18 protein-coding genes are annotated in these 18,595 nt (G+C 74.7%); 13 read left to right on the plus strand and 5 right to left on the minus strand.

Annotated elements, in window-relative coordinates; translation table 11 throughout:
• Nucleotides 1-91 precede the first annotated feature (91 nt).
• The gene (priA, locus tag QM782_RS06140; RefSeq protein WP_415202027.1) at nt 92-2,227 is read left to right on the plus strand and encodes a primosomal protein N'; all 2,136 of its coding nucleotides are present in this window, start codon (nt 92-94) and stop codon (nt 2,225-2,227) included.
• Here priA and QM782_RS06145 read toward each other — a convergent pair.
• Nucleotides 2,224-3,477: a glycosyltransferase gene (locus QM782_RS06145; protein WP_415202028.1), complete on the minus strand. Its 1,254-nt coding sequence runs from the start codon at nt 3,475-3,477 to the stop codon at nt 2,224-2,226. The two genes, priA and QM782_RS06145, sit on opposite strands and share 4 nt — an antisense overlap.
• Before the next feature lie 136 nt (nt 3,478-3,613).
• Nucleotides 3,614-4,408 (minus strand): 2-oxo-tetronate isomerase, encoded by a 795-nt coding sequence (gene otnI, locus QM782_RS06150; RefSeq protein ID WP_415202029.1) that lies wholly within the window; start codon nt 4,406-4,408, stop codon nt 3,614-3,616.
• A 149-nt stretch (nt 4,409-4,557) separates the two neighbouring features.
• Between otnI and QM782_RS06155 the strand changes: the two genes are divergently transcribed.
• Complete coding sequence (locus tag QM782_RS06155) at nt 4,558-4,779, plus strand: YdcH family protein (protein ID WP_415202030.1); 222 nt, start codon at nt 4,558-4,560, stop codon at nt 4,777-4,779.
• Nucleotides 4,780-4,809: 30 nt separating this feature from the next.
• Here QM782_RS06155 and QM782_RS06160 read toward each other — a convergent pair whose 3' ends face one another.
• Nucleotides 4,810-6,261 (minus strand): sensor histidine kinase, encoded by a 1,452-nt coding sequence (locus QM782_RS06160; protein ID WP_415202031.1) that lies wholly within the window; start codon nt 6,259-6,261, stop codon nt 4,810-4,812.
• Nucleotides 6,258-6,929 (minus strand): response regulator transcription factor, encoded by a 672-nt coding sequence (locus QM782_RS06165; protein WP_415202032.1) that lies wholly within the window; start codon nt 6,927-6,929, stop codon nt 6,258-6,260. The genes QM782_RS06160 and QM782_RS06165 overlap by 4 nt, the downstream gene beginning before the upstream one ends.
• Nucleotides 6,930-7,054: 125 nt before the next feature.
• On the opposite strand from QM782_RS06165, the gene QM782_RS06170 reads away from it, so the two are divergent.
• Genes QM782_RS06170 through QM782_RS06185 form a run of 4 tightly spaced genes read left to right on the plus strand, consistent with a single transcriptional unit; the run spans nt 7,055 to nt 10,496 of the window.
• On the plus strand, nt 7,055-8,014 hold the full coding sequence (locus QM782_RS06170) for a Bug family tripartite tricarboxylate transporter substrate binding protein (RefSeq protein ID WP_415202033.1): 960 nt from the start codon (nt 7,055-7,057) through the stop codon (nt 8,012-8,014).
• The gene (locus QM782_RS06175; protein ID WP_415202034.1) at nt 8,014-8,520 is read left to right on the plus strand and encodes a tripartite tricarboxylate transporter TctB family protein; all 507 of its coding nucleotides are present in this window, start codon (nt 8,014-8,016) and stop codon (nt 8,518-8,520) included. Before QM782_RS06170 ends, QM782_RS06175 begins: the two co-directional genes overlap by 1 nt.
• Nucleotide 8,521: 1 nt before the next feature.
• Nucleotides 8,522-10,036, plus strand: coding sequence for a tripartite tricarboxylate transporter permease (locus QM782_RS06180; RefSeq protein ID WP_415202035.1), 1,515 nt, complete (start codon nt 8,522-8,524; stop codon nt 10,034-10,036).
• A 31-nt stretch (nt 10,037-10,067) separates the two neighbouring features.
• Nucleotides 10,068-10,496, plus strand: coding sequence for a VOC family protein (locus tag QM782_RS06185; protein WP_415202036.1), 429 nt, complete (start codon nt 10,068-10,070; stop codon nt 10,494-10,496).
• Nucleotides 10,497-10,893: 397 nt separating this feature from the next.
• Here the strand turns inward: QM782_RS06185 and QM782_RS06190 are convergent, their stop codons facing one another.
• Nucleotides 10,894-12,114: an MFS transporter gene (locus QM782_RS06190; protein WP_415202037.1), complete on the minus strand. Its 1,221-nt coding sequence runs from the start codon at nt 12,112-12,114 to the stop codon at nt 10,894-10,896.
• Between the two features lie 136 nt (nt 12,115-12,250).
• Here QM782_RS06190 and QM782_RS06195 point away from each other — a divergent pair, with 136 nt between their 5' ends.
• The 7 genes from QM782_RS06195 to QM782_RS06225 all read left to right on the plus strand — a co-directional run bounded on the left by QM782_RS06195 (nt 12,251) and on the right by QM782_RS06225 (nt 18,569).
• Entirely contained in the window at nt 12,251-12,571 is a 321-nt protein-coding gene (locus tag QM782_RS06195) for a hypothetical protein (RefSeq protein WP_415202038.1), read from the plus strand.
• Nucleotides 12,572-12,896: 325 nt separating this feature from the next.
• Entirely contained in the window at nt 12,897-13,760 is an 864-nt protein-coding gene (gene panB, locus QM782_RS06200; protein ID WP_415202039.1) for a 3-methyl-2-oxobutanoate hydroxymethyltransferase, read from the plus strand.
• 154 nt (nt 13,761-13,914) lie between these two features.
• Entirely contained in the window at nt 13,915-14,949 is a 1,035-nt protein-coding gene (locus QM782_RS06205) for a sigma 54-interacting transcriptional regulator (RefSeq protein ID WP_415202040.1), read from the plus strand.
• 178 nt (nt 14,950-15,127) lie between these two features.
• Nucleotides 15,128-15,421: a hypothetical protein gene (locus QM782_RS06210; RefSeq protein ID WP_415202041.1), complete on the plus strand. Its 294-nt coding sequence runs from the start codon at nt 15,128-15,130 to the stop codon at nt 15,419-15,421.
• A 51-nt stretch (nt 15,422-15,472) separates the two neighbouring features.
• Complete coding sequence (locus QM782_RS06215; RefSeq protein WP_415202042.1) at nt 15,473-17,080, plus strand: phage tail sheath family protein; 1,608 nt, start codon at nt 15,473-15,475, stop codon at nt 17,078-17,080.
• A 165-nt stretch (nt 17,081-17,245) separates the two neighbouring features.
• Nucleotides 17,246-17,770 carry a phage tail protein gene (locus QM782_RS06220; protein WP_415202043.1) on the plus strand — a complete coding sequence of 175 codons (525 nt, stop codon included), beginning with the start codon at nt 17,246-17,248 and terminating at the stop codon, nt 17,768-17,770.
• A 91-nt stretch (nt 17,771-17,861) separates the two neighbouring features.
• Complete coding sequence (locus QM782_RS06225; RefSeq protein WP_415202044.1) at nt 17,862-18,569, plus strand: hypothetical protein; 708 nt, start codon at nt 17,862-17,864, stop codon at nt 18,567-18,569.
• The last annotated feature ends 26 nt before the right edge of the window (nt 18,570-18,595 follow it).

The following is an 18,595-nucleotide window of genomic DNA, read 5'->3' on the forward strand; positions in this document are numbered from 1 at the left end:
TTCTGGATGACTCGCAAACGAGCCTGGAATCAACGACTTAAGCCCGATACCTTGAGACCACTTCAACAATCCACGGCGGGAGGCGCCGGCCATGGCTGAACGCCTGCCGGTCGTCGTGCAGCTGCCGGCGCACAGCGCGCTGTCCGGCCCGCTGAGCTACGCGAGCGAGCGGGCGCTTGCGCCCGGAACCCTGGTGCGCGTGCCGCTGGGCAAGCGCGAGACGCTGGGGGTGGTGTGGGACGGAGAGGCCGAGCCGGGGCCGGGCGAGGTGCGGCCGGTGGCCGCGGTGCTGGACGGCATCGCGCCGCTGTCGGCCGCCTGGCGGCAGCTGGTCGGCTTCGCCGCCGGCTACTACCAGCGCGCGCTGGGCGAGGTGGCGCTGGCCGCCCTGCCGCCGCAGCTGCGCGAGCTGGACGCCGCGCAGTGGCAGCGCCGGCTCGGCCGCAAGGCCCGCGGCGCAGGCGCCGGGGACGCCGCCGCGCCGGACCCGGCCCCCGTCCCGGCGCCCAGCGCCGAGCAGGCGGCCGCGCTGGCCCGGCTGCGCAGCGAGGCCGGCCCCTTCCTGCTGTTCGGCAGCACCGGCAGCGGCAAGACCGAGGTCTACCTGCGCGCGGTGCAGGAGCTGCTGGCGGCGGACCCGGCGGCGCAGGCCCTGGTCATGGTGCCGGAGATCAACCTGACGCCGCAGCTGCAGGCGCGCTTCGCGGCCCGCTTCGCGCCGCTGTACGGCCCGCAGGCGCTGGTCGCGCTGCACAGCGGCATGACGCCGGCGCAGCGCCTGGCCAGCTGGCTGGCGGCCCACGCCGGCGCGGCCGCCGGCGGCGCGCGCATCGTGCTGGGCACGCGCATGGCGGTCTTCGCCTCCATGCCCGGCCTGCGGCTGATCGTGGTCGACGAGGAGCACGACCCCAGCTACAAGCAGCAGGAAGGCGCCCGCTACTCGGCCCGCGACCTGGCCGTCTACCGCGCCCGGCAGGAGAGCCGGCGCGCCGGCGACCCGCAGCACTGCCGGGTGCTGCTGGGCTCGGCCACGCCCTCGCTGGAGAGCTGGCACCACAGCCGCCCGGCCGCCGAGGGCGGGCGCTACCAGCGGCTGGCCATGCCCAGCCGCATCGGCGCCGGCCGGCTGCCGGCGGTGCGCCTGGTCGACATGGGCCTGGTGCCGCGCCACACGCAGATCGCGCCGGCGCTGGTGGCGGCCATCGCCGAGCGCATCGCGCGCGGCGAGCAGTCCATGCTGCTGCTGAACCGGCGCGGCTACGCGCCGGTGCTGGGCTGCGCCAGCTGCGACTGGAAGAGCCTGTGCCCGCACTGCAGCGCCTACCGCGTGTTCCACAAGATCGACCGCTCGCTGCGCTGCCACCACTGCGGCTTCGCCGAGCGCGTGCCGCAGGCCTGCCCCGAATGCGGCGACGTGGACCTGGCGCCGATCGGCCGCGGCACCGAGCGGCTGGAGGAACACCTGGAGCACCTGCTGGCGCACGTGGAGCGGCCCGGCGCCGCCGACGGCGAGAGCCCCCGCGCGCGCGTGCTGCGCATCGACGCCGACAGCACGCGCCGCAAGGGCGCGCTGGAGGAGCAGCTGGCCCGGGTGCACGCCGGCACCGTCGACGTGCTGGTCGGCACGCAGATGATCGCCAAGGGCCACGACTTCCGGCGCATCACGCTGGTGGCGGCCGTGAACCCGGACGGCGCGCTGTTCTCCAGCGACTTCCGCGCGCCGGAGCGGCTGTTCGCGCTGCTGATGCAGGCCGCCGGCCGCGCCGGCCGCGACGCGGCGCAGGGCGCGGCCAGCGAGATGTGGATCCAGACCGCGCACCCGCAGCACCCGCTGTTCGCGGCGCTGCGCCGGCACGACTTCCCGGCCTTCGCCGCGGCCCAGCTGGCCGAGCGCCAGCAGGCCGGCATGCCGCCGTTCAGCCACCAGGCGCTGGTGCGGGCCGAGGCGCGCACCCAGCAGGCGGCCCAGGCCTTCCTGGCGCAGGCCGGCGCCGACGCCGAGGCGCTGCCCGGCGCCGACCTGGTCAGCCGCTACCCGCCGGTGCCGATGGCGGTCCAGCGCGTGGCCAACGTGGAGCGCGCGCAGATGCTGGTCGAAAGCGACTCGCGCGCGGCGCTGCAGCAGTTCCTGGCGGCTTGGCAGCCGGTGCTGCACGCCACCCGGCGCGCGGCCGGCATCGAGGGCGTGCTGCGCTGGGCGGTGGACGTGGACCCGCTGGCGGTCTAGGCCACCACGCCGCCGATCAGCTCGCGCGCGAAGCGGTTGCGGCCGGCCTCGAACCAGGCCGGCGCGTAGCGCGCGGCGATCCGGCGCGCGGCGGTGGCGCTGGCGGGCGTGTGCAGCAGCAGCCGCACGGCCTCGCGCGCGCTGCACTGGGCCGGGTTCCACAGCGCGGCAGCGCCGCTTTCGACCGTGCGCTGGGCCACCTTCAGCTTCTCGAAATCGGCCGGCAGGATCAGTTGCGGCTTGCCGGCCAGCAGCGTGCGGCAGACCATCGCGGTCGAGCCGTGGTTGACCACCGCATCGGCCTCGGCCAGCACGCGCTCCAGCCGCATCGGCTCGCGCAGCACGCGCACGCCGGTGTTGCGGTAGCGCTCCAGCACCTCGTCGGGCGCGTCGCGCCAAACGCACAGCGTCACCGCGTCGGACAGCAGCAGCTCGTCGAGCAGCGCCGTGGCGCCGACCGCGCTGCGCAGGTAGGCGAACACGCGGCGGCGCTGCCAGCCCTCGGGCCAGGGCACGTCCACGGTGTCGCCGGGGGCGCCCAGCGGCCCGATCCACAGGCCGTCCGTGCGCGGCCCGTAGGGGTCGATCTCGGGAATGCACTCGAAGACCAGCCGCGGGTGGCGCAGGATGGCCGCCAGCGAGGTCGGCCGCGCCGCGCCGAAGGCTCGGCCGACCCGGGTGATCGTCTCGGACACGGCGGCCGCGCGTTCGGCGGCGCGCTGTCCGAGCGGCGACTGCGCGCGCACGCAGGCATAGGGCGGGCAGTCCGGCGGCGGCGCGTCGAAGCCGTTGCTGATCTGCACGGCCGGCACGTCCAGCAGCTGGCAGGCCAGCTGCGCGGCGGGCGCGTAGTCCAGCACCACGCATTCGGGCGCCTCCTGCTCCAGCAGCCGGGCCCAGGCCTGCACCGCCTCGAGCAGCCGGTCGGCGCGGTCGAAGCCGGCCGACTGCAGCACGTCGGCGAACGAATCGGCGCGGAAATCCACACCGAAGGTCTGCTGCTCCAGCACCGGCGCGACGAAGCGGCGGTGGTTCAGGCCGGCCAGCGGCGCGGCGTCGCGCTGGCTGCGCGGCAGCACCCAGACCGGCTCGCCGCCCTGCTGCTCGATCATGCGCGCCACGGCCAGCAGCCGCGCCAGGCGGCCGAAGTTGCGGCCGTGCTCCCAGGCCAGCAGCACGCGCGGCCGGCGCCGCTGTGCCATCCAGCGCGGCCAGTGCGCCTCCGGCCGTTCCCGTTCGATGGTGTCCATACGCATACATTCAATTTCGTCTGGAGAAATGTATGCATTGCACGTCGATGCGCCCAGCCACTTGTTCACGGCGGCCGGCCCTGGATCGGCGGGCCGGGGCGCCTGGTGCGCCGCGCGCCGGCCTCCGCGCAGGGCCTCAGCGCCCGTCAGCGAGCGCCCGCCGAAGCCAGCCCAGGCCGGCGCGGGTGCCCGATGCGGGCCGGTATTCGCAGCCGACCCAGCCCGCGTAGCCCAGCGCATCGAGCACGCCGAACAGGTGCGGATAGTTCAGCTCGCCGGTGTCGGGCTCGTGCCGCGCCGGCACGCCGGCGATCTGGATGTGGCCGACGCGGCCGGTCGGCAGGTAGCGGCGCAGCTTGGTCTCCAGGTCGCCCTCGACGATCTGGCAGTGGTACAGGTCCATCTGCACGGCCAGGCCGGCGCTGCCGACGGCCTCGACCACGGCATGGGCCTGCTCCTGGCGCTGCAGGAAGTAGCCCGGCATGTCGCGCCCGTTGATCGGCTCGATCAGCACGGTGCGGCCGGCCGCGCGGGCCTGCTCGGCGGCCCAGGACAGGTTGCGGCAGTACTGGTCGTGCAGCCGGGCCGGGTCGGCGCCGGCGGGCACCAGGCCGGCCATCACGTGCAGGCGCGGGCAGCCGAGCCGTTCGGCGTAGTCGAGCGCTTGCGCGAAGCCGCTGCGGAACTCGGCTTCGCGCTCCGGCAGCGCGGCCAGGCCGCGCTCGCCGGCCTCGAAGTCGCCCGGCGGGGCGTTGAACAACACCTGTTCGAGCCCGGCGTCGACCAGCCGGGCCGCGATCTCGCGCGCGTCGAAGGCATAGGGGAACAGGAACTCCACGCCGGCGAAGCCGTCCCCGGCCGCCGCCGCGAAGCGGTCCAGGAACGCATGTTCGTGGTACATCATGCTGAGATTGGCGGCGAAGCGTGGCATGGGAACTCCGGGAGCGGCAAAACGCGGGCCGTCCTTGTACCACCCGCCGCCAGCGGCCGCGAACCTTGACCTGCGTCTACCCGCCCGGGCCGCGCGGCGCTACAGTGTCCATGGGGCCGGGGTCCGCCCGGCCCGCCAACGGAGACCGCATGTTCCCTGAATACCGCGAACTGATCACCCAGCTCAAAACCAGCGACAACCGCTTCCTGCACCTGTTCGACAAGCACAACGCGCTCGACCAGCGGATCAAGAACATGGAATCCCACATCGAGCCCGGCGGGCCGGTGGAGATCGAGAACCTCAAGAAGGAGAAGCTGGCGCTGAAGGACGAGCTGTACGCGATCCTGCGCAAGGCCAGCGCCGCGCACTGAACCATCGCGCCCCGGCACAGGACCGGCGCTTCAGCACGCGTCCTGCGGCGCGGCGGCGTCGTGCGCGGCCGGCAGCCGGACGGTCGCGTCCAGCCCCAGCGTGCGGCCGTCGGGCGCGATCCGGTTGTCCATCGACAGCGTGCCGCCCAGCGCCTGCACGATCTCGCGGCAGATCGCCAGCCCCAGGCCGGAGCCGTGCGCCACGTCGCCGGCCGCGAACGGCGTGAACAGGCGCTGGCGCAGTTCGTCGGGGATGCCGGGGCCGCTGTCGGCCACGCGCAGCACGGGCCGGCCGTCCTCCAGGGCGACCTCGACCCGCAGCGGCGCACCGGCCGGGCTGTGGCGCGCGGCGTTGTGCAGCAGGTTGCGCGCCAGTTCCTGCAGCATCCAGCGGTGCGCGCGCACCGGCACGGGCTCGGCCTGCAGCGAGAAATCCAGCTCCTTCTCGGCCAGCAGCGGCGCCACGTCCAGCGCCACCGCACGCACCGCCTCGGCCAGGTCCAGCACCTCGGATTCGGACTGCTGGCGCAGCTGCTCGACCCGGGCCATCGCCAGCATCTGGTTGGCCAGCGCGGTCGCGCGCTCCACGGTCTGGCCGATCTCGGCCAGCGCCTGCTGCGGCGGCGCGTCGCCGCGCCGGGCCGACTGCACCTGGGCCTTCAGCACGGCCAGCGGCGTGCGCAGCTGGTGCGAGGCATCGCGCACGAAGCGCTTCTGGTGGTCCAGCAGGCGCTGCAGGCGGCCCATCACGGACGTCATCGCATGGACCAGCGGCACCAGCTCGCGCGGCACGTCGGCGGTCCGGATCGGCGACAGGTCGTCGGCCGCGCGCGCCTCGATGGCCTGGCCGAGCGCGCGCACCGGGCGCGTGGCGCACTGCACCACGAACACGGTGCTGGCGGCCACCACGGCCAGCAGCAGCAGGTGGCGCCACAGCATGTCCAGCAGCAGGCGGCGGGCCAGCGCCTCGCGCAGCTCCAGCGTCTCGGCCACCTGCACCACCGCCACGCCCAGGCCGTGCGCGCTGGCCACCGGCTGCAGCAGCACGGCCATGCGCACCGGCTGGCCGCGGTACTGGGCGTCGTAGAAGTCCACCAGCGCCGCATAGGGCGGGCGCGCGGGCAGCGTGCCGCGCCAGAACGGCAGCTCGGCGAAGCCGGAGATCATCTCGCCGTCGCGCCGCGACACGCGGTAGTAGATGCGGCTGTGGTTGTCGGCCTCGAAGGCCTCCAGCGCGGAATACGGCACCGTGGCGCTCAGTTCGGCCAGCTCGTCGTAGCCCTGCACCTCCAGTTGCTCGCCGATGGTCTTGGCCGAGGCCAGCAGCGTGCGGTCGTAGGCCGTGGTGGCCGCGCCCAGCGCCTGGTGGTAGACGCTGACGCTGTTGGCCGCGATGAACAGCGTCAGTGGCACCAGCAGCCCCAGCAGCAGCCGAAAGCGCAGCGAGGTGCGGGCCGCCGCCGGCTTGCGTCGCCGCCTCATGCCGGAGGAGCCTTGAGCAGGTAGCCCAGCCCGCGCAGCGTGACCAGGCTGGCGCCGCTGCCGGCCAGCTTCTTGCGCAGCCGGTAGGCGACGACCTCGACGGCGTCGGCCTGCACGTCGCACTGGCCGGGGAACACCAGCGCGAGCAGCCGGTCTTTGGCCACCGCATGGCCGGGCCGCGCCATCAGCGCGCGCAGCAGCGCGGCCTCGCGCGGCGTCAGCTCCAGCACCTCGCCGCGCAGGTAGACAGCGCCGCTGTCGGGCTCCAGCCGCAGCCCGCCGACCTCGGGCCAGGGCTCGGCCGCGCCGGCCTGGCGCCGGCGCAACGCGCGCAGCCGCGCCTCCAGCTCGTCCAGGTCGAAGGGCTTGGGCAGGTAGTCGTCGGCACCGGCGTTCAGGCCCAGCACCCGGTCGCCGACGGTGCCGCGCGCGGTCAGCAGCAGCACCGGCGTGTGCAGGCCGCCGGCGCGGGCGTCGGCCAGCACCTGCAGGCCGTCGCGGCCCGGCAGGCTCAGGTCCAGCGCCACCACGTCCGGGCGCAGCTGCTGCCACTGGGCCAGCGCCTGCGCGCCGTCGCCGCACAGGCGCACGTCGATCTGCCGGCGCCCGAGCGCGCGCTGCAGCGTGGCCTGCATGGCGGGATCGTCCTCGATCAGCAGCAGCTTCATTGGTGTTTCTCCCAGGCCGGCGGACAGCCGAACGACAGGAGCACGCCGCATGATAGCCATGCGATCATGGATCGGCCGGGCCCGCCCCGGGCCGGCCCGCCACCCACCACGCCACAGGAGACTCCATGCGCCGCGACACCTTTCTGAAGACCCTCGCCGCGTTCTGCGCCGCCGGCGCGACGCCGGCCTTCGCGCAGTCCGCGCCCAACGTGAAGATGATGATCCCGGCCAACCCCGGCGGCGGCTGGGACATCACCGGCCGCGCGCTCGGCAAGGCGCTGGTGGACGCCAAGGTCGCCGGCACCGTGAGCTACGACAACAAGGGCGGCGCCGCCGGCGCGCTGGGCCTGGCCCAGTTCGTGAACGGCGCGAAGAACGACCCGACCGCGCTGATGGTCATGGGCGCCGTGATGCTGGGCGGCATCATCACCGGCAAGCCGCCGGTGAACCTGTCGCAGGCCACGCCGATCGCGCGGCTGACCAGCGAGTACAACGTGTTCGTGCTGCCGGCCAATTCGCCGTTCAAGACCATGGCCGACGTGGTGGCCCAGCTCAAGAAGGACCCGGGCAGCGTCAAGTGGGGCGGCGGCTCGCGCGGCGCCACCGAGCACATCGCCGCGGCCATGATCGCCCAGAGGGTCGGCGTCGACCCGTCGCGGATCAACTACGTGGCCTTCCGCGGCGGCGGCGAGGCCACGGCCGCCATCCTGGGCGGCAACGTCAGCATCGGCGGCAGCGGCATGAGCGAGTTCGCGCCCTACATCGCCGACGGCAAGATGCGCGCCATCGGCGTGACCTCGCCCGAGCGCCTGGCCGGCAGCGCCGTCCCCACGCTGAAGGAGCAGGGCATCGACGTGGTGCTGGGCAACTGGCGCGGCGTGTACGGCGCGCCGGCGCTGTCGGCCGCGCAGCGCAAGGCGCTGACCGACATGGTGCTGGCCGCGCTCAAGAGCGCCTCCTGGCAGGAGGCGCTGAAGAAGAACGACTGGACGCCCGCGGTGCTGACCGGGCCGGAGTTCGACAAGTTCGTCGACGACGAGTTCGCGTCGCTGCGCGCGATCATGGCCAAGTCCGGCATGGTGTGATGGCCGGCGCCCGCAACACGCCGCAGGCGCTGGTCAGCCTGGCGGTGCTGGCGACCGGCCTGGCCATGGGCTGGGGCGCGCTGGACATCCCGTCCGCCGCCGGCTATGGCGGCGTGGGGCCGAACTTCCTGCCGCTGCTGTGCGCCGGCGCGCTGGTGCTGTGCGGCGTGCTGCTGCTGCGCGAGGCCTGCACCGGCGGCTACCGCGAGATGGACCCGCCCGACGGCGTGCCGCCCAACCGCGGCAGCTTCGTCTGGGTGTCCGCCGGCTTGCTGCTGAACGCGGCGCTGATCGAGCGCGTGGGCTTCGTGCTCGGCTGCGCGCTGTGCTACCTGCTGGCGGTGCAGGGCCTGCGCCGCGCGGCCGGCCAGCCGATCGCGGGCCGGCCGCGCACCTGGGCGCTCGACCTGCTCACCGGCCTGGCGATCGCCGCGCCGGTCTACTGGATGTTCACACAGTTCCTGGCGATCAACCTGCCCGGCCTGACCGGGACCGGCTGGCTCTGACATGGACATCTTCGACGCACTGCTCCACGGCTTCGCGCAGGCCGTCAGCTTCAGCAACCTGCTGTGGTGCCTGGTCGGCTGCGCGCTGGGCACGGCCGTCGGCGTGCTGCCCGGCATCGGCCCGGCGGTGGCCGTGGCCATGCTGCTGCCGATCACCGGCAAGGTCGAGGTCACGGCCTCGATGATCTTCTTCTCCGGCATCTACTACGGCGCGATGTACGGCGGCTCGACCACCTCGATCCTGCTGAACACGCCGGGCGAGACCAGCTCCATGGTCACCGCGCTCGAAGGCAACAAGATGGCCAAGAGCGGCCGCGCCGGCGCGGCGCTGGCCACGGCGGCGATCGGCTCCTTCGTGGCCGGCACCATCGCCACCGTCGTGGTCACGCTGTTCGCGCCCGGCGTGGCCGAGTTCGCGGTCCGGCTCGGCCCGCCCGAGTACTTCATGCTGATGCTGCTGGCCTTCACCACCGTCAGCGCGGTGCTGGGGCAGAGCACGCTGCGCGGCATGGCGGCGCTGTTCATCGGCCTGGCCGTCGGCTGCGTCGGCATGGACCAGATCTCCGGCCAGGGCCGCTACGTCGGCAACATCCCGGAGCTGCTGGACGGCATCGAGATCGTGCTGGTGGCCGTGGGCCTGTTCGCCGTGGCCGAGGTGCTGTACGCCGCGCTGTACGAGGGCCGCCAGGCCGAGACGCAGAACGCGCTCAGCCGCGTGCACATGACGGCGCGCGACTGGAGGCGCTCGATCCCGGCCTGGCTGCGCGGCACCGTCATCGGCGCGCCGTTCGGCTGCATCCCGGCCGGCGGCACCGAGATCCCGACCTTCCTCTCCTACGCGGCCGAGAAGAAGCTGGCCCGGGACCCGCAGGCCAGGGCCGAGTTCGGCACCAGCGGCGCGATCGAAGGCGTGGCCGGCCCCGAGGCCGCCAACAACGCCACCGTGACCACCGCGCTGATCCCGCTGCTGACGCTGGGCATCCCGACCAGCAACACCACCGCCATCCTGCTCGGCGCGTTCCAGAACTACGGCATCCAGCCCGGCCCGCAGCTGTTCACCACGGCCGCGGCGCTGGTCTGGGCGCTGATCGCCTCGCTCTACATCGGCAACCTGATGCTGCTGGTGCTGAACCTGCCGATGGTGGGCCTGTGGGTGCGGCTGCTGCGGGTGCCCAAGCCGCAGCTGTACGCCGGCATCCTGATCTTCTCCACCGTCGGCGCCTACGGCATGCGCCAGAGCGCGTTCGACCTGTTCCTGCTGTACGGCATCGCGCTGGTGGGCGTGGCGATGCGGCGCTTCGGCTTCCCGACGGCGCCGGTGCTGGTCGGCATGATCCTGGGGCCGCTGGCCGAGGCGCAGCTGCGCAACGCGCTGTCCATCGGCGAAGGCAGCCCGATGGTGTTCCTGCAGCGGCCGATGTCGCTGGCGCTGCTGGTCGTCGTGCTGGCCGTGCTGCTGCTGCCGCGGGCCGCCCGCTGGTGGGGCCGGCGCCGCGCGGCCGCCGCCGCGGTGTAACCTGCCGGGCCGCCCACCCCCCGGAGCCCCCATGGAAACGAACGAACTGCACCGCGGCCGGCTGATCGACCACCTCCAGCTGGTGGTGCGCGACCTGCCTGCCAGCCGCGCCTTCTACACGGCCGTGCTCGCTGCGCTCGGCGTCCCGCTGGGCGGCAGCGGCGAGGGCTACTTCTGGGCCGACGAGCTGTTCGTCTCCAGCGCCGACAGCCAGGCCGCCCAGGGCCGGCTGACCGGCCGCCACCACCTGGCCTTCCAGGCCCGGGACCGCGCGATGGTCGACGCCTTCCACCAGGCCGCGCTGGCCCACGGCGGCCGGGACAACGGCGCGCCCGGCGAGCGGCCCTACCACCCCGGCTACTACGCGGCCTTCGTGCTCGACCCGGACGGCAACAACGTCGAAGCCGTGTTCCACGGGCCGGCGCAGCGCAGCGCGGCGTCGGTGCAGATCAGCTTCTGACCAACGGCCGCGGCACCTTTTCGCACCTCGATCTCGGGGACGTTCGGGGCGGCCGCCCGCCACCGTCGCTTTCGCCCAGCGACTGCCCGCTGCATTTCCCGCCCCGCCAGCGCATCGCCGGCGGCACGGCCGCGGCCGTCGTCGACGGGGCTTGCAGCCATCCAGGTCCATGGGCAGCGCGGCGGCCAGGTGCCGTGCTGGCGCGCGGCCGCCAGCGCGTGCGCCAGGCGGTCGTGAAACACCAGGCGGCGGGGCGGGCCAGGGCAGCGCGTCATGCCGTGCGTGCATCGTGCGACAGGCGTGCCACCGGCGCCTTGCGGGCCGCGACGTCCTGCGCGACCGCGCCCAGGGCAGCACCGCGGGCGGACGGCCCTGGCGGCCGGCGCTGCGGCCGCCCCTACGCGCCGCCGGACGCGCGCCGGCGCGCCCCGCCCAGCAGCAGCGCGAGCGGCGCCACCCCGGCCAGCGCCCAGCCCAGCATCAGCAGCGCCAGGCCGACCGGCCCGTCCATCGGCACCAGGCCGACGACGAAGCCGCCCACGGCGCCGAGCAATTGCTGCATCAGCCCGGCCACCGCGGCGGCCGAGCCGGCCAGCGCCGGCACCAGGCCCACCGTGCCGGTCAGCGTGGGCGGCAGCAGCAGGCCGTGGCCGATGCCCATGCACAGCATCGGCAACGCCAGTGCCAGCGGCGTGCGCACGCCGGCCAGGCCCAGCGCCAGCACCGCCAGCGGCCCGGCCAGCGTGACGGCCTGGCCCGCCGCCATCAGGAAGCGGTCGCTCCGGCCCGCGCGCACCAGGCGCTGCGTCAGCAGGTTGCCGGCCACGTAGGCCAGCGGCGGCGCCATCACGTACAGGCCCACGCGCTCGGGCCCCACGCCGTAGCCGGCCAGCACGATGGGCGCGCCGCCGAGGAAGGTGTAGAACATCGCGGCCGTGGCCGCCAGGACGGCCACGTGCAGCACGAACGAGGGCGCGCGCGCCAGCCGCCCATAGCCGCCCAGCAGTGCGGCCAGGCCGCCGCCCGTGCCGGGCCGCGGCGTCCGCGCGGCCGGCAGCCAGCGCCAGGCGGCCACGAACAGCGCCGCGGCCAGCAGCGCCATCAGCGCGAAGTTGGCCTGCCAGCCCAGGCGGCCGTGCAGTTGGCCGCCCAGCAGCATCGCGGCCGGCGGGCACAGGCCCATCATCATGCCGACGAAGGCCATGACCCGCGTGCGCTCGGCGCCGGTGAACAGGTCCTGCACCATGGCGCGGCCGATCACCATGCCGGCCGCGCAGCCGGCGCCCTGCACGGTGCGCGCCAGGTTCAGCGCGGCCAGGCTGTCGGCCAGCGCCGCGGCCAGCGAGCCGGCCGCCGCCAGCACCAGCCCGGCCAGCAGCACCGGCTTGCGGCCGATGCGGTCGGACACCGCGCCGTACACCAGTTGGAACACGCCGTAGGCGGCCACGTAGCCGCCGAAGCCCAGCTGCACCTCGGCCTGCGTGGCGCCGAACTCGGCCGGCCAGGCCTGCATCGAGGGCAGGCAGATCGTCATGGCCAGGAGGCCCAGCGCCAGCTGCGCGACCAGGTTGGCGGTCAGCCAGACGGGACGGACGGAAGGGGGCGACAGGACGGGCATGGCGGCGGACGAAAACCGCCGATCATGCCCCAATGCCCTGCGCCACGGACCGCCCGCGTCCTACAGCGCCGGCGCGCGCGCCGGCCAGAATCAATCCATGGCGCGGCGCATCCGCCGCGCGTACCGGAGGACCGCCATGCGCGCCCATGCCCTGTCGTCCGCCCTGTGCGTGGCCCTGGCCGGCCTGGTGGCCGCGCCGGCCGGCGCCGGCGACCTCGTCGTCAACCAGGGCCGGGATTCGATCCGCCTGCGCGACGGCGCCTGCACCAGCCGTTCCGTGCTGCAGCACATCGACCCGGCCGTGCACCCGCGGTTCCGCACCGCCACGGCGACGCTGCAGGGCCAGCGCTACACCGCGTGCTGGAGCCTGGTGGACAGCGTGGTCTACCTGGTCTACGAGGACGGCGACCAGGGGCTGGTGCCGCTGTCGCAGCTGAAGGTGCCGGTGGACATCTGACCCGACCTGCCGCGCCGGGCCGGCGCCGTACGCCCGGAGGGGTGCGGTACGCCCGGAGGGACACCGCGCCCGGAGGGACGCCGCGCGCCCCAAGAGACACCGCGCGCCCGGAGGGACGCCACACACCCGGAGGGCGTGCGGCGCGCCCGGAGGGGCCGCGACTATCATGCGCGGCCCCCGTCCGCGCCGCGCCGTCCGCCGCGGTCCGCGCCCTGTCCCCTTTTTCGGAAGGCCCGTCCATGCCCTGCACGCTGCCGCCGTCCGCGCCCCGCCGCGCGATTTCCGACCACCTGCCGGGCGCAAGCCGCCCGGCCGCCGCCTGACCATGGCCGGCGCTCCCTACGGCGCTGCCGCGGCGCAGCCGCCGGCGGCCGCGCGCAAGCCCGTCCACCTGCCGCGCCTGGCCGAGATGCACGCGCGCGGCGAGAAGATCGCCATGCTGACGGCCTACGACGCGACCTTCGCGGCCGTGGCCGACGCCGCCGGCGTGGACTGCCTGCTGGTCGGCGACTCGCTCGGCATGGTCTGCCAGGGCCTGTCCAGCACCGTGCCGGTGACGCTGGAGACCATGCGCCACCACACCGAATGCGTGGCGCGCGGCCTGCAGCGCGCCCAGGGCGCGGCCTGGCTGGTCGCCGACCTGCCCTTCGGCAGCTACCAGCAGTCGCGCGAGCAGGCGCTGGCCAGCGCCACGGTGCTGATGCAGGCCGGCGCGCAGATGGTCAAGCTCGAGGGCGGCGGCTGGACCACGGAGGCCGTGCGCTTCCTGGTCGAGCGCGGCATCCCGGTCTGCGCCCACCTGGGGCTGACGCCGCAGACCGTGCATGCGCTGGGCGGCTACCGCGTGCAGGGCAAGGGCGAGGCCGCCGCCGCCCGGCTGCGCGCCGAGGCCCTGGCGCTGCAGGACGCCGGCGCCGCGCTGCTGGTGCTGGAGATGGTGCCGGCCGCGCTGGCCGCCGCGCTGACGGCCGAGCTGGCGCACTGCGCCACGATCGGCATCGGCGCCGGCCGCGGCACCGCCGGCCAGGTGCTGGTGCTGCACGACATGCTGGGCATGAACCTGGGCCGCATGCCGAAGTTCGTGCGCAACTTCATGGAGGGCGCCGGCGGCATCCAGGCCGCGCTGGCGGCCTACGTGCGCGCGGTCAAGGACGGCAGCTTCCCGGACGACGCGCTGCACGCCTGGTAAGCCACGGGCGCGGCCGCATCGGGCCGCGCATGACAGGAGTCACTTGCCCCGGGCCGCCGGAGCCGTCACAAAACGAGATCGCAACAGAACCGCGACGGGACCCGGTCCACAATGGCCGGTCCGAGCGGCGACGAATCCGTGGAGAACGACGGCCATGCGCGCAGACGAGGACCTCGCACCGGCGGCGGCATGCGCCCAGGCCGCGCTGGCGCACAACCTGATCGGCCGCAGCGTACGCTTTCGCGAGGCGATGGAACTGGTGCGGCTGTACGCGGCCTGGAACGCGCCGCTGCTGATCCACGGCGAGACCGGCACCGGCAAGGAGTTGGTCGCGCGCGCCGTGCACTACCTGAGCCCGCGGCGGCACCGCCCGTTCATCCCGGTCAACTGCGCCACGCTGCCCGACACGCTGGTCGAGAGCGAGCTGTTCGGCCACGCGCGCGGCGCCTTCACCGACGCCAGCCAGGCCCGCACCGGCCTCGTGCGCATGGCCGAGGGCGGCACGCTGTTCCTGGACGAGGTCGAGGCCCTGTCGCCGCACGGCCAGGGCGCGCTGCTGCGCTTCCTGCAGGACTCCAGCTACCGCGCGCTGGGCGGCAACCAGCTGCTGCACGCGGACGTGCGCATCGTCGCCGCCTCCAACGTGGACTTGCGCGGGCAGGCCGCCGCGCGCGCGTTCCGCGACGACCTGCTGTACCGGCTGGACGCGTTCCGCGTCGCGCTGCCGCCGCTGCGCGAGCGGCTGGACGACCTGCCGCTGCTGGTGCCGCACCTGCTGGCCAAGGCCGCGCACGCCACCGACGGCCGGCCGCGCGGCATCGACGCGCCGGGCCTGGCGCTGCTGGCCGCCTACGGCTGGCCCGGCAACGTGCGCCAGCTCGAGCACGTGCTGCTGAAGGCCCACGTGGTCTGCCCGGGCGCCGAGGTCGGCGTGCCCGAGCTGCGCCGCAGCGCGCCGGAACTGGCCACCCTGCCGGCGGCGGCCGGCGCCGCGGCCACCCCGCCGCTGGCGCAGGACCTGCGCGCCGCCAAGCGCGCCGCCGCCGACCAGGCCGAGCGCTGCTTCGTCGAGGACTGGCTGGCGCGCACGGCCGGCAACATCAGCGAGGCCGCGCGCCGCAGCGGCGTGGAGCGCGCCGCGCTGAGCCGGCTGGCCAAGAAGTACGGCGTGAAGAGCCACCCGCAGTAGCCGCCGCGCGGCAGCGCCGGGCCGTGTCGATCCGCGCACGGCCGTGCCGGCGACTACACGGCCCCGCTGCCGCCGGCCGCCCCGCCCGCGCCGTGCGCGCCGGCACACGGGCGCTTCCGCCGCCCTGAAAAACATCGTTCCCGATCAAGCACTTGCGCCTGCACCGCGGATGGCACGCATGCTGCGACGCAGACCACCGCTCATGGGCTTCCTGGAGTGGCCGAATGTGCAGTGCGACGGCATGGACGCGGTGACGCAGGTGGCGCAGGCGCTGCGGCGCTACCTGCGCCAGCACCCGCAGGCCTGCGACACCGCGGCCGGCATCGCGGCCTGGTGGCCGCTACCGGCCGGCCGCACGCCGGAAACGGTGGCTGCGGCGCTGGCGCTGCTGGCGGCCGGCGGCGAGATCGAATGCGCCACCGGCCCCGACGGGCAGACGGTGTACCGCGCCGCCGCCCCACCGGGCGCATGAGCAGGCGGAGCCCGCGGGCTCTCGAAGCGTCAACCGATGAAGGGGGAATCCATGCCCAGTGCCCTGAGCTACCCAGGCGTCTACGTGGAAGAAGTCGCGAGCGGCGTGCGCACGCTGACCGGCGTCGCGACCTCGATCACGGCCTTCGTCGGCCGCGCCGCCGCCGGACCGGTGAACGAACCGGTCATGCTGACCAGCTACGCCGACTACGAGCGCCGCTTCGGCGGCCTGGACCTGGCCAGCCCGATGAGCTATGCCGTGCGCGACTTCTACCTGAACGGCGGCGCGCTGGCGCTGGTCGTGCGCGTGGCCGCCAGCGACGCCGCCGCGTCCACGATCACGCTGGCGGGCGGCGGTGGCGGCGGCAACCTCGTGCTCGCGGCCAGCAGCGCCGGCGCCTGGGGCGAGCGGCTGTCGGCCCTGGTCGACCACGACACCGACCTGGCGCTGGGCAGCGGCGCCACCGACGCCACGCGCTTCAACCTGCGCGTGCGCTGGCAGCCGCGCGCGGGCCGCGACGAGTTCGTGGCCGAGACGCTGGGCGCGGTCTCCACGAACGCCACCGACCCGCGCTACCTGCCGCGGGTGCTGGAGCGCGAATCGGCCTTCGTGCGCGTCTCGGGCAGCATGCCCACCGAGCGGCCGGCCTCGGGCGTGGCCGCCAACGGCACGCTGACCTGGACCGCCGCCAGCGGCGGCAGCGACGGCGCCGCGCTGCAGAACACCGACCTGCTCGGCAACGCCGGCGCGCAGACCGGCATCCACGCGCTGGCCGCGGCCGACCTGTTCAACATCCTCGTGATCCCGCCGCTGGCGCGCGACACCAGCACGCTGCCCTCGTCCTGGACCGTGGTGCCGCCCGACGTCTGGCAGGCGGCGCTGGCGCTGTGCGTGCAGCGCCGCGCGCTGCTGGTGGTCGACCCCGACCCGGCCTGGGCCAGCCCCGTGGCCGACGCGCTGCCCAACGCGATGCAGGGCCGGCTGAACCTGAACCTCGGCGGCCCGGCCGCGCGCAACGCGGCGCTGTACTTCCCGGCGCTGCGCATGGCCGACCCGCTGCGCGACAGCCGCGTGGACACCTTCCCGCCCGGCGGCGCCATCGCCGGCATCATGGCCCGCACCGACGTGGCGCGCGGCGTGTGGAAGGCGCCGGCCGGCCTGGACGCCGCCATCGCCGGCGTGCAGGACCTGCAGCTCAACCTGAACGACCTGCAGAACGGCCAGCTCAACCCGCTGGGCATCAACTGCCTGCGCAGCATGGGCGTCAACGGCCGCGTGGTCTGGGGCGCGCGCACGCTGCGCGGCGCCGACGCCGCGGCCGACGACTACAAGTACCTGCCGGTGCGCCGGCTCGCGCTGTTCCTGGAGGAAAGCCTGTACCGCGGCACGCAGTGGGCCGTGTTCGAGCCCAACGACGAGCCGCTGTGGGCGCAGGTGCGGCTGTCCATCGGCGCCTTCATGCAGGGGCTGTTCCGCCAGGGCGCGTTCCAGGGCGCCTCGGCGCGCGACGCCTACTTCGTCAAGTGCGACAGCCAGACCACGACGCAGGCCGACATCAACCTCGGCGTGCTCAACGTGGTCGTGGGCTTCGCGCCGCTCAAGCCCGCCGAGTTCGTGGTCATCAGGATCCAGCAGATGGCCGGCCAGATCGAGACCTAGACATGGCCCGCCCGCGTCCCTCGCCCACGTCGTGCAGCCGGCGCCCCGCCCGAGGGGGCGCCCCCGGCGGCCGGGCCAGGCCCGTTCCGCGGGCGCCCCGGCCCCGGCGGCACCTCGCCCGCCAGGCCGGCACGGCCCCGTGCACCACAGACCGGAGATCTTGAAATGGCACAGTTCAGCGTCAACGCGACCCGCTTCGACCCGTACAAGAACTTCAAATTCCGCGTCAAGTGGGACGGCCGCTACGTCGCCGGCATCTCCAAGGTCGGCGCGCTCAAGCGCAGCACCGAGCCGGTGGAGCACCGCGAGGGCGGCGACCCCTCCACCACGCGCAAGTCGCCCGGCCGCACCAAGTACGAGGCCGTCACGCTGGAGCGCGGCGTGACGCACGACACCGAGTTCGAGAAGTGGGCCAACAAGGTCTGGAACTTCGGCTCGGGCCTGGGCGCCGAGGTCTCGCTGAAGGACTTCCGCAAGGACCTGATCATCGAGGTCTACAACGAGGCCGGCCAGTTGGCGCTGGCCTACAAGGTGTTCCGCTGCTGGGTGTCCGAGTACCAGGCGCTGCCGGACCTGGACGCCAACGCCAACGCCGTCGCGATCCAGACGCTGAAGCTGGAGAACGAGGGCTGGGAGCGCGACTACGACGTGGCCGAGCCGAGCGAGCCGTCCTTCACCGAGCCGGCCTGAGGCCATGCAACCGCCCTGCGCCACCCCGCGACGCCCGGCCCCTCTCCCGCGCGGGAAGCGGCAGGGGTGGAGCGCGTGAAAGGCCGCTGACATGCGCGCGCTCGACGACACCGCCCTGCTGTCGCTGTGGGAACGCGGCGCGGCGCGCCATGCGCTGGACCGCGCCGCGCTGCTGGCCGCCGCCGCGCGGCCCGACTGGCCGCCCGAGAGCATCGCCGACCGGCCGCTGGGCGCCGTCGGCGACGCGCTGCTGCGGCTGCGCGTGGCCAGCTTCGGCACGCGGCTGGACGGCCATGCCGACTGCCGCCACTGCGGCGAGCGCCTGGGCTTCACGCTGGACCTGCGGGACCTGCTGGCCGAGGCCCCCGCGGAGCCGGTGCCGGGCGAAACCACGGCCGCCGGCCTGCGGCTGCGCGCGCCCAGCCTGCGCGACCTGGCCGCCGTCGCCGCGCTGCAGGCCGAAGAGGCCGCGCGCCGCCTGCTGGCGCGCTGCATGCTGGCCGGCACGCCCGACGCGCTGGACGACGCGGCGCGCCTGGCCGCCGAGCAGGCGCTGGAAGCGCTGGACCCGCAGGCCGACCTCGCGCTCGCGCTGCGCTGCGCGGCCTGCGGCACGGAGGACCTGGCCCAGCTCGACGCGGCCGCGCTGCTGTGGGACGAGATCGAGGCCCGTGCGCGCGCGCTGCTGCGCGCAGTGCACCAGCTCGCCCAGGCCTACGGCTGGAGCGAACCGCAGGTGCTGGCGCTGTCGCCGCTGCGGCGTGCGCACTACCTGGCGTTGACGGGAGGCGCCGCATGAGCGCGAGGACGAGGGGCCCCGCTCGC

It is taken from the genome of Pseudorhodoferax sp., from assembly GCF_047601025.1.
Lineage (GTDB): Bacteria > Pseudomonadota > Gammaproteobacteria > Burkholderiales > Burkholderiaceae_C > Pseudorhodoferax.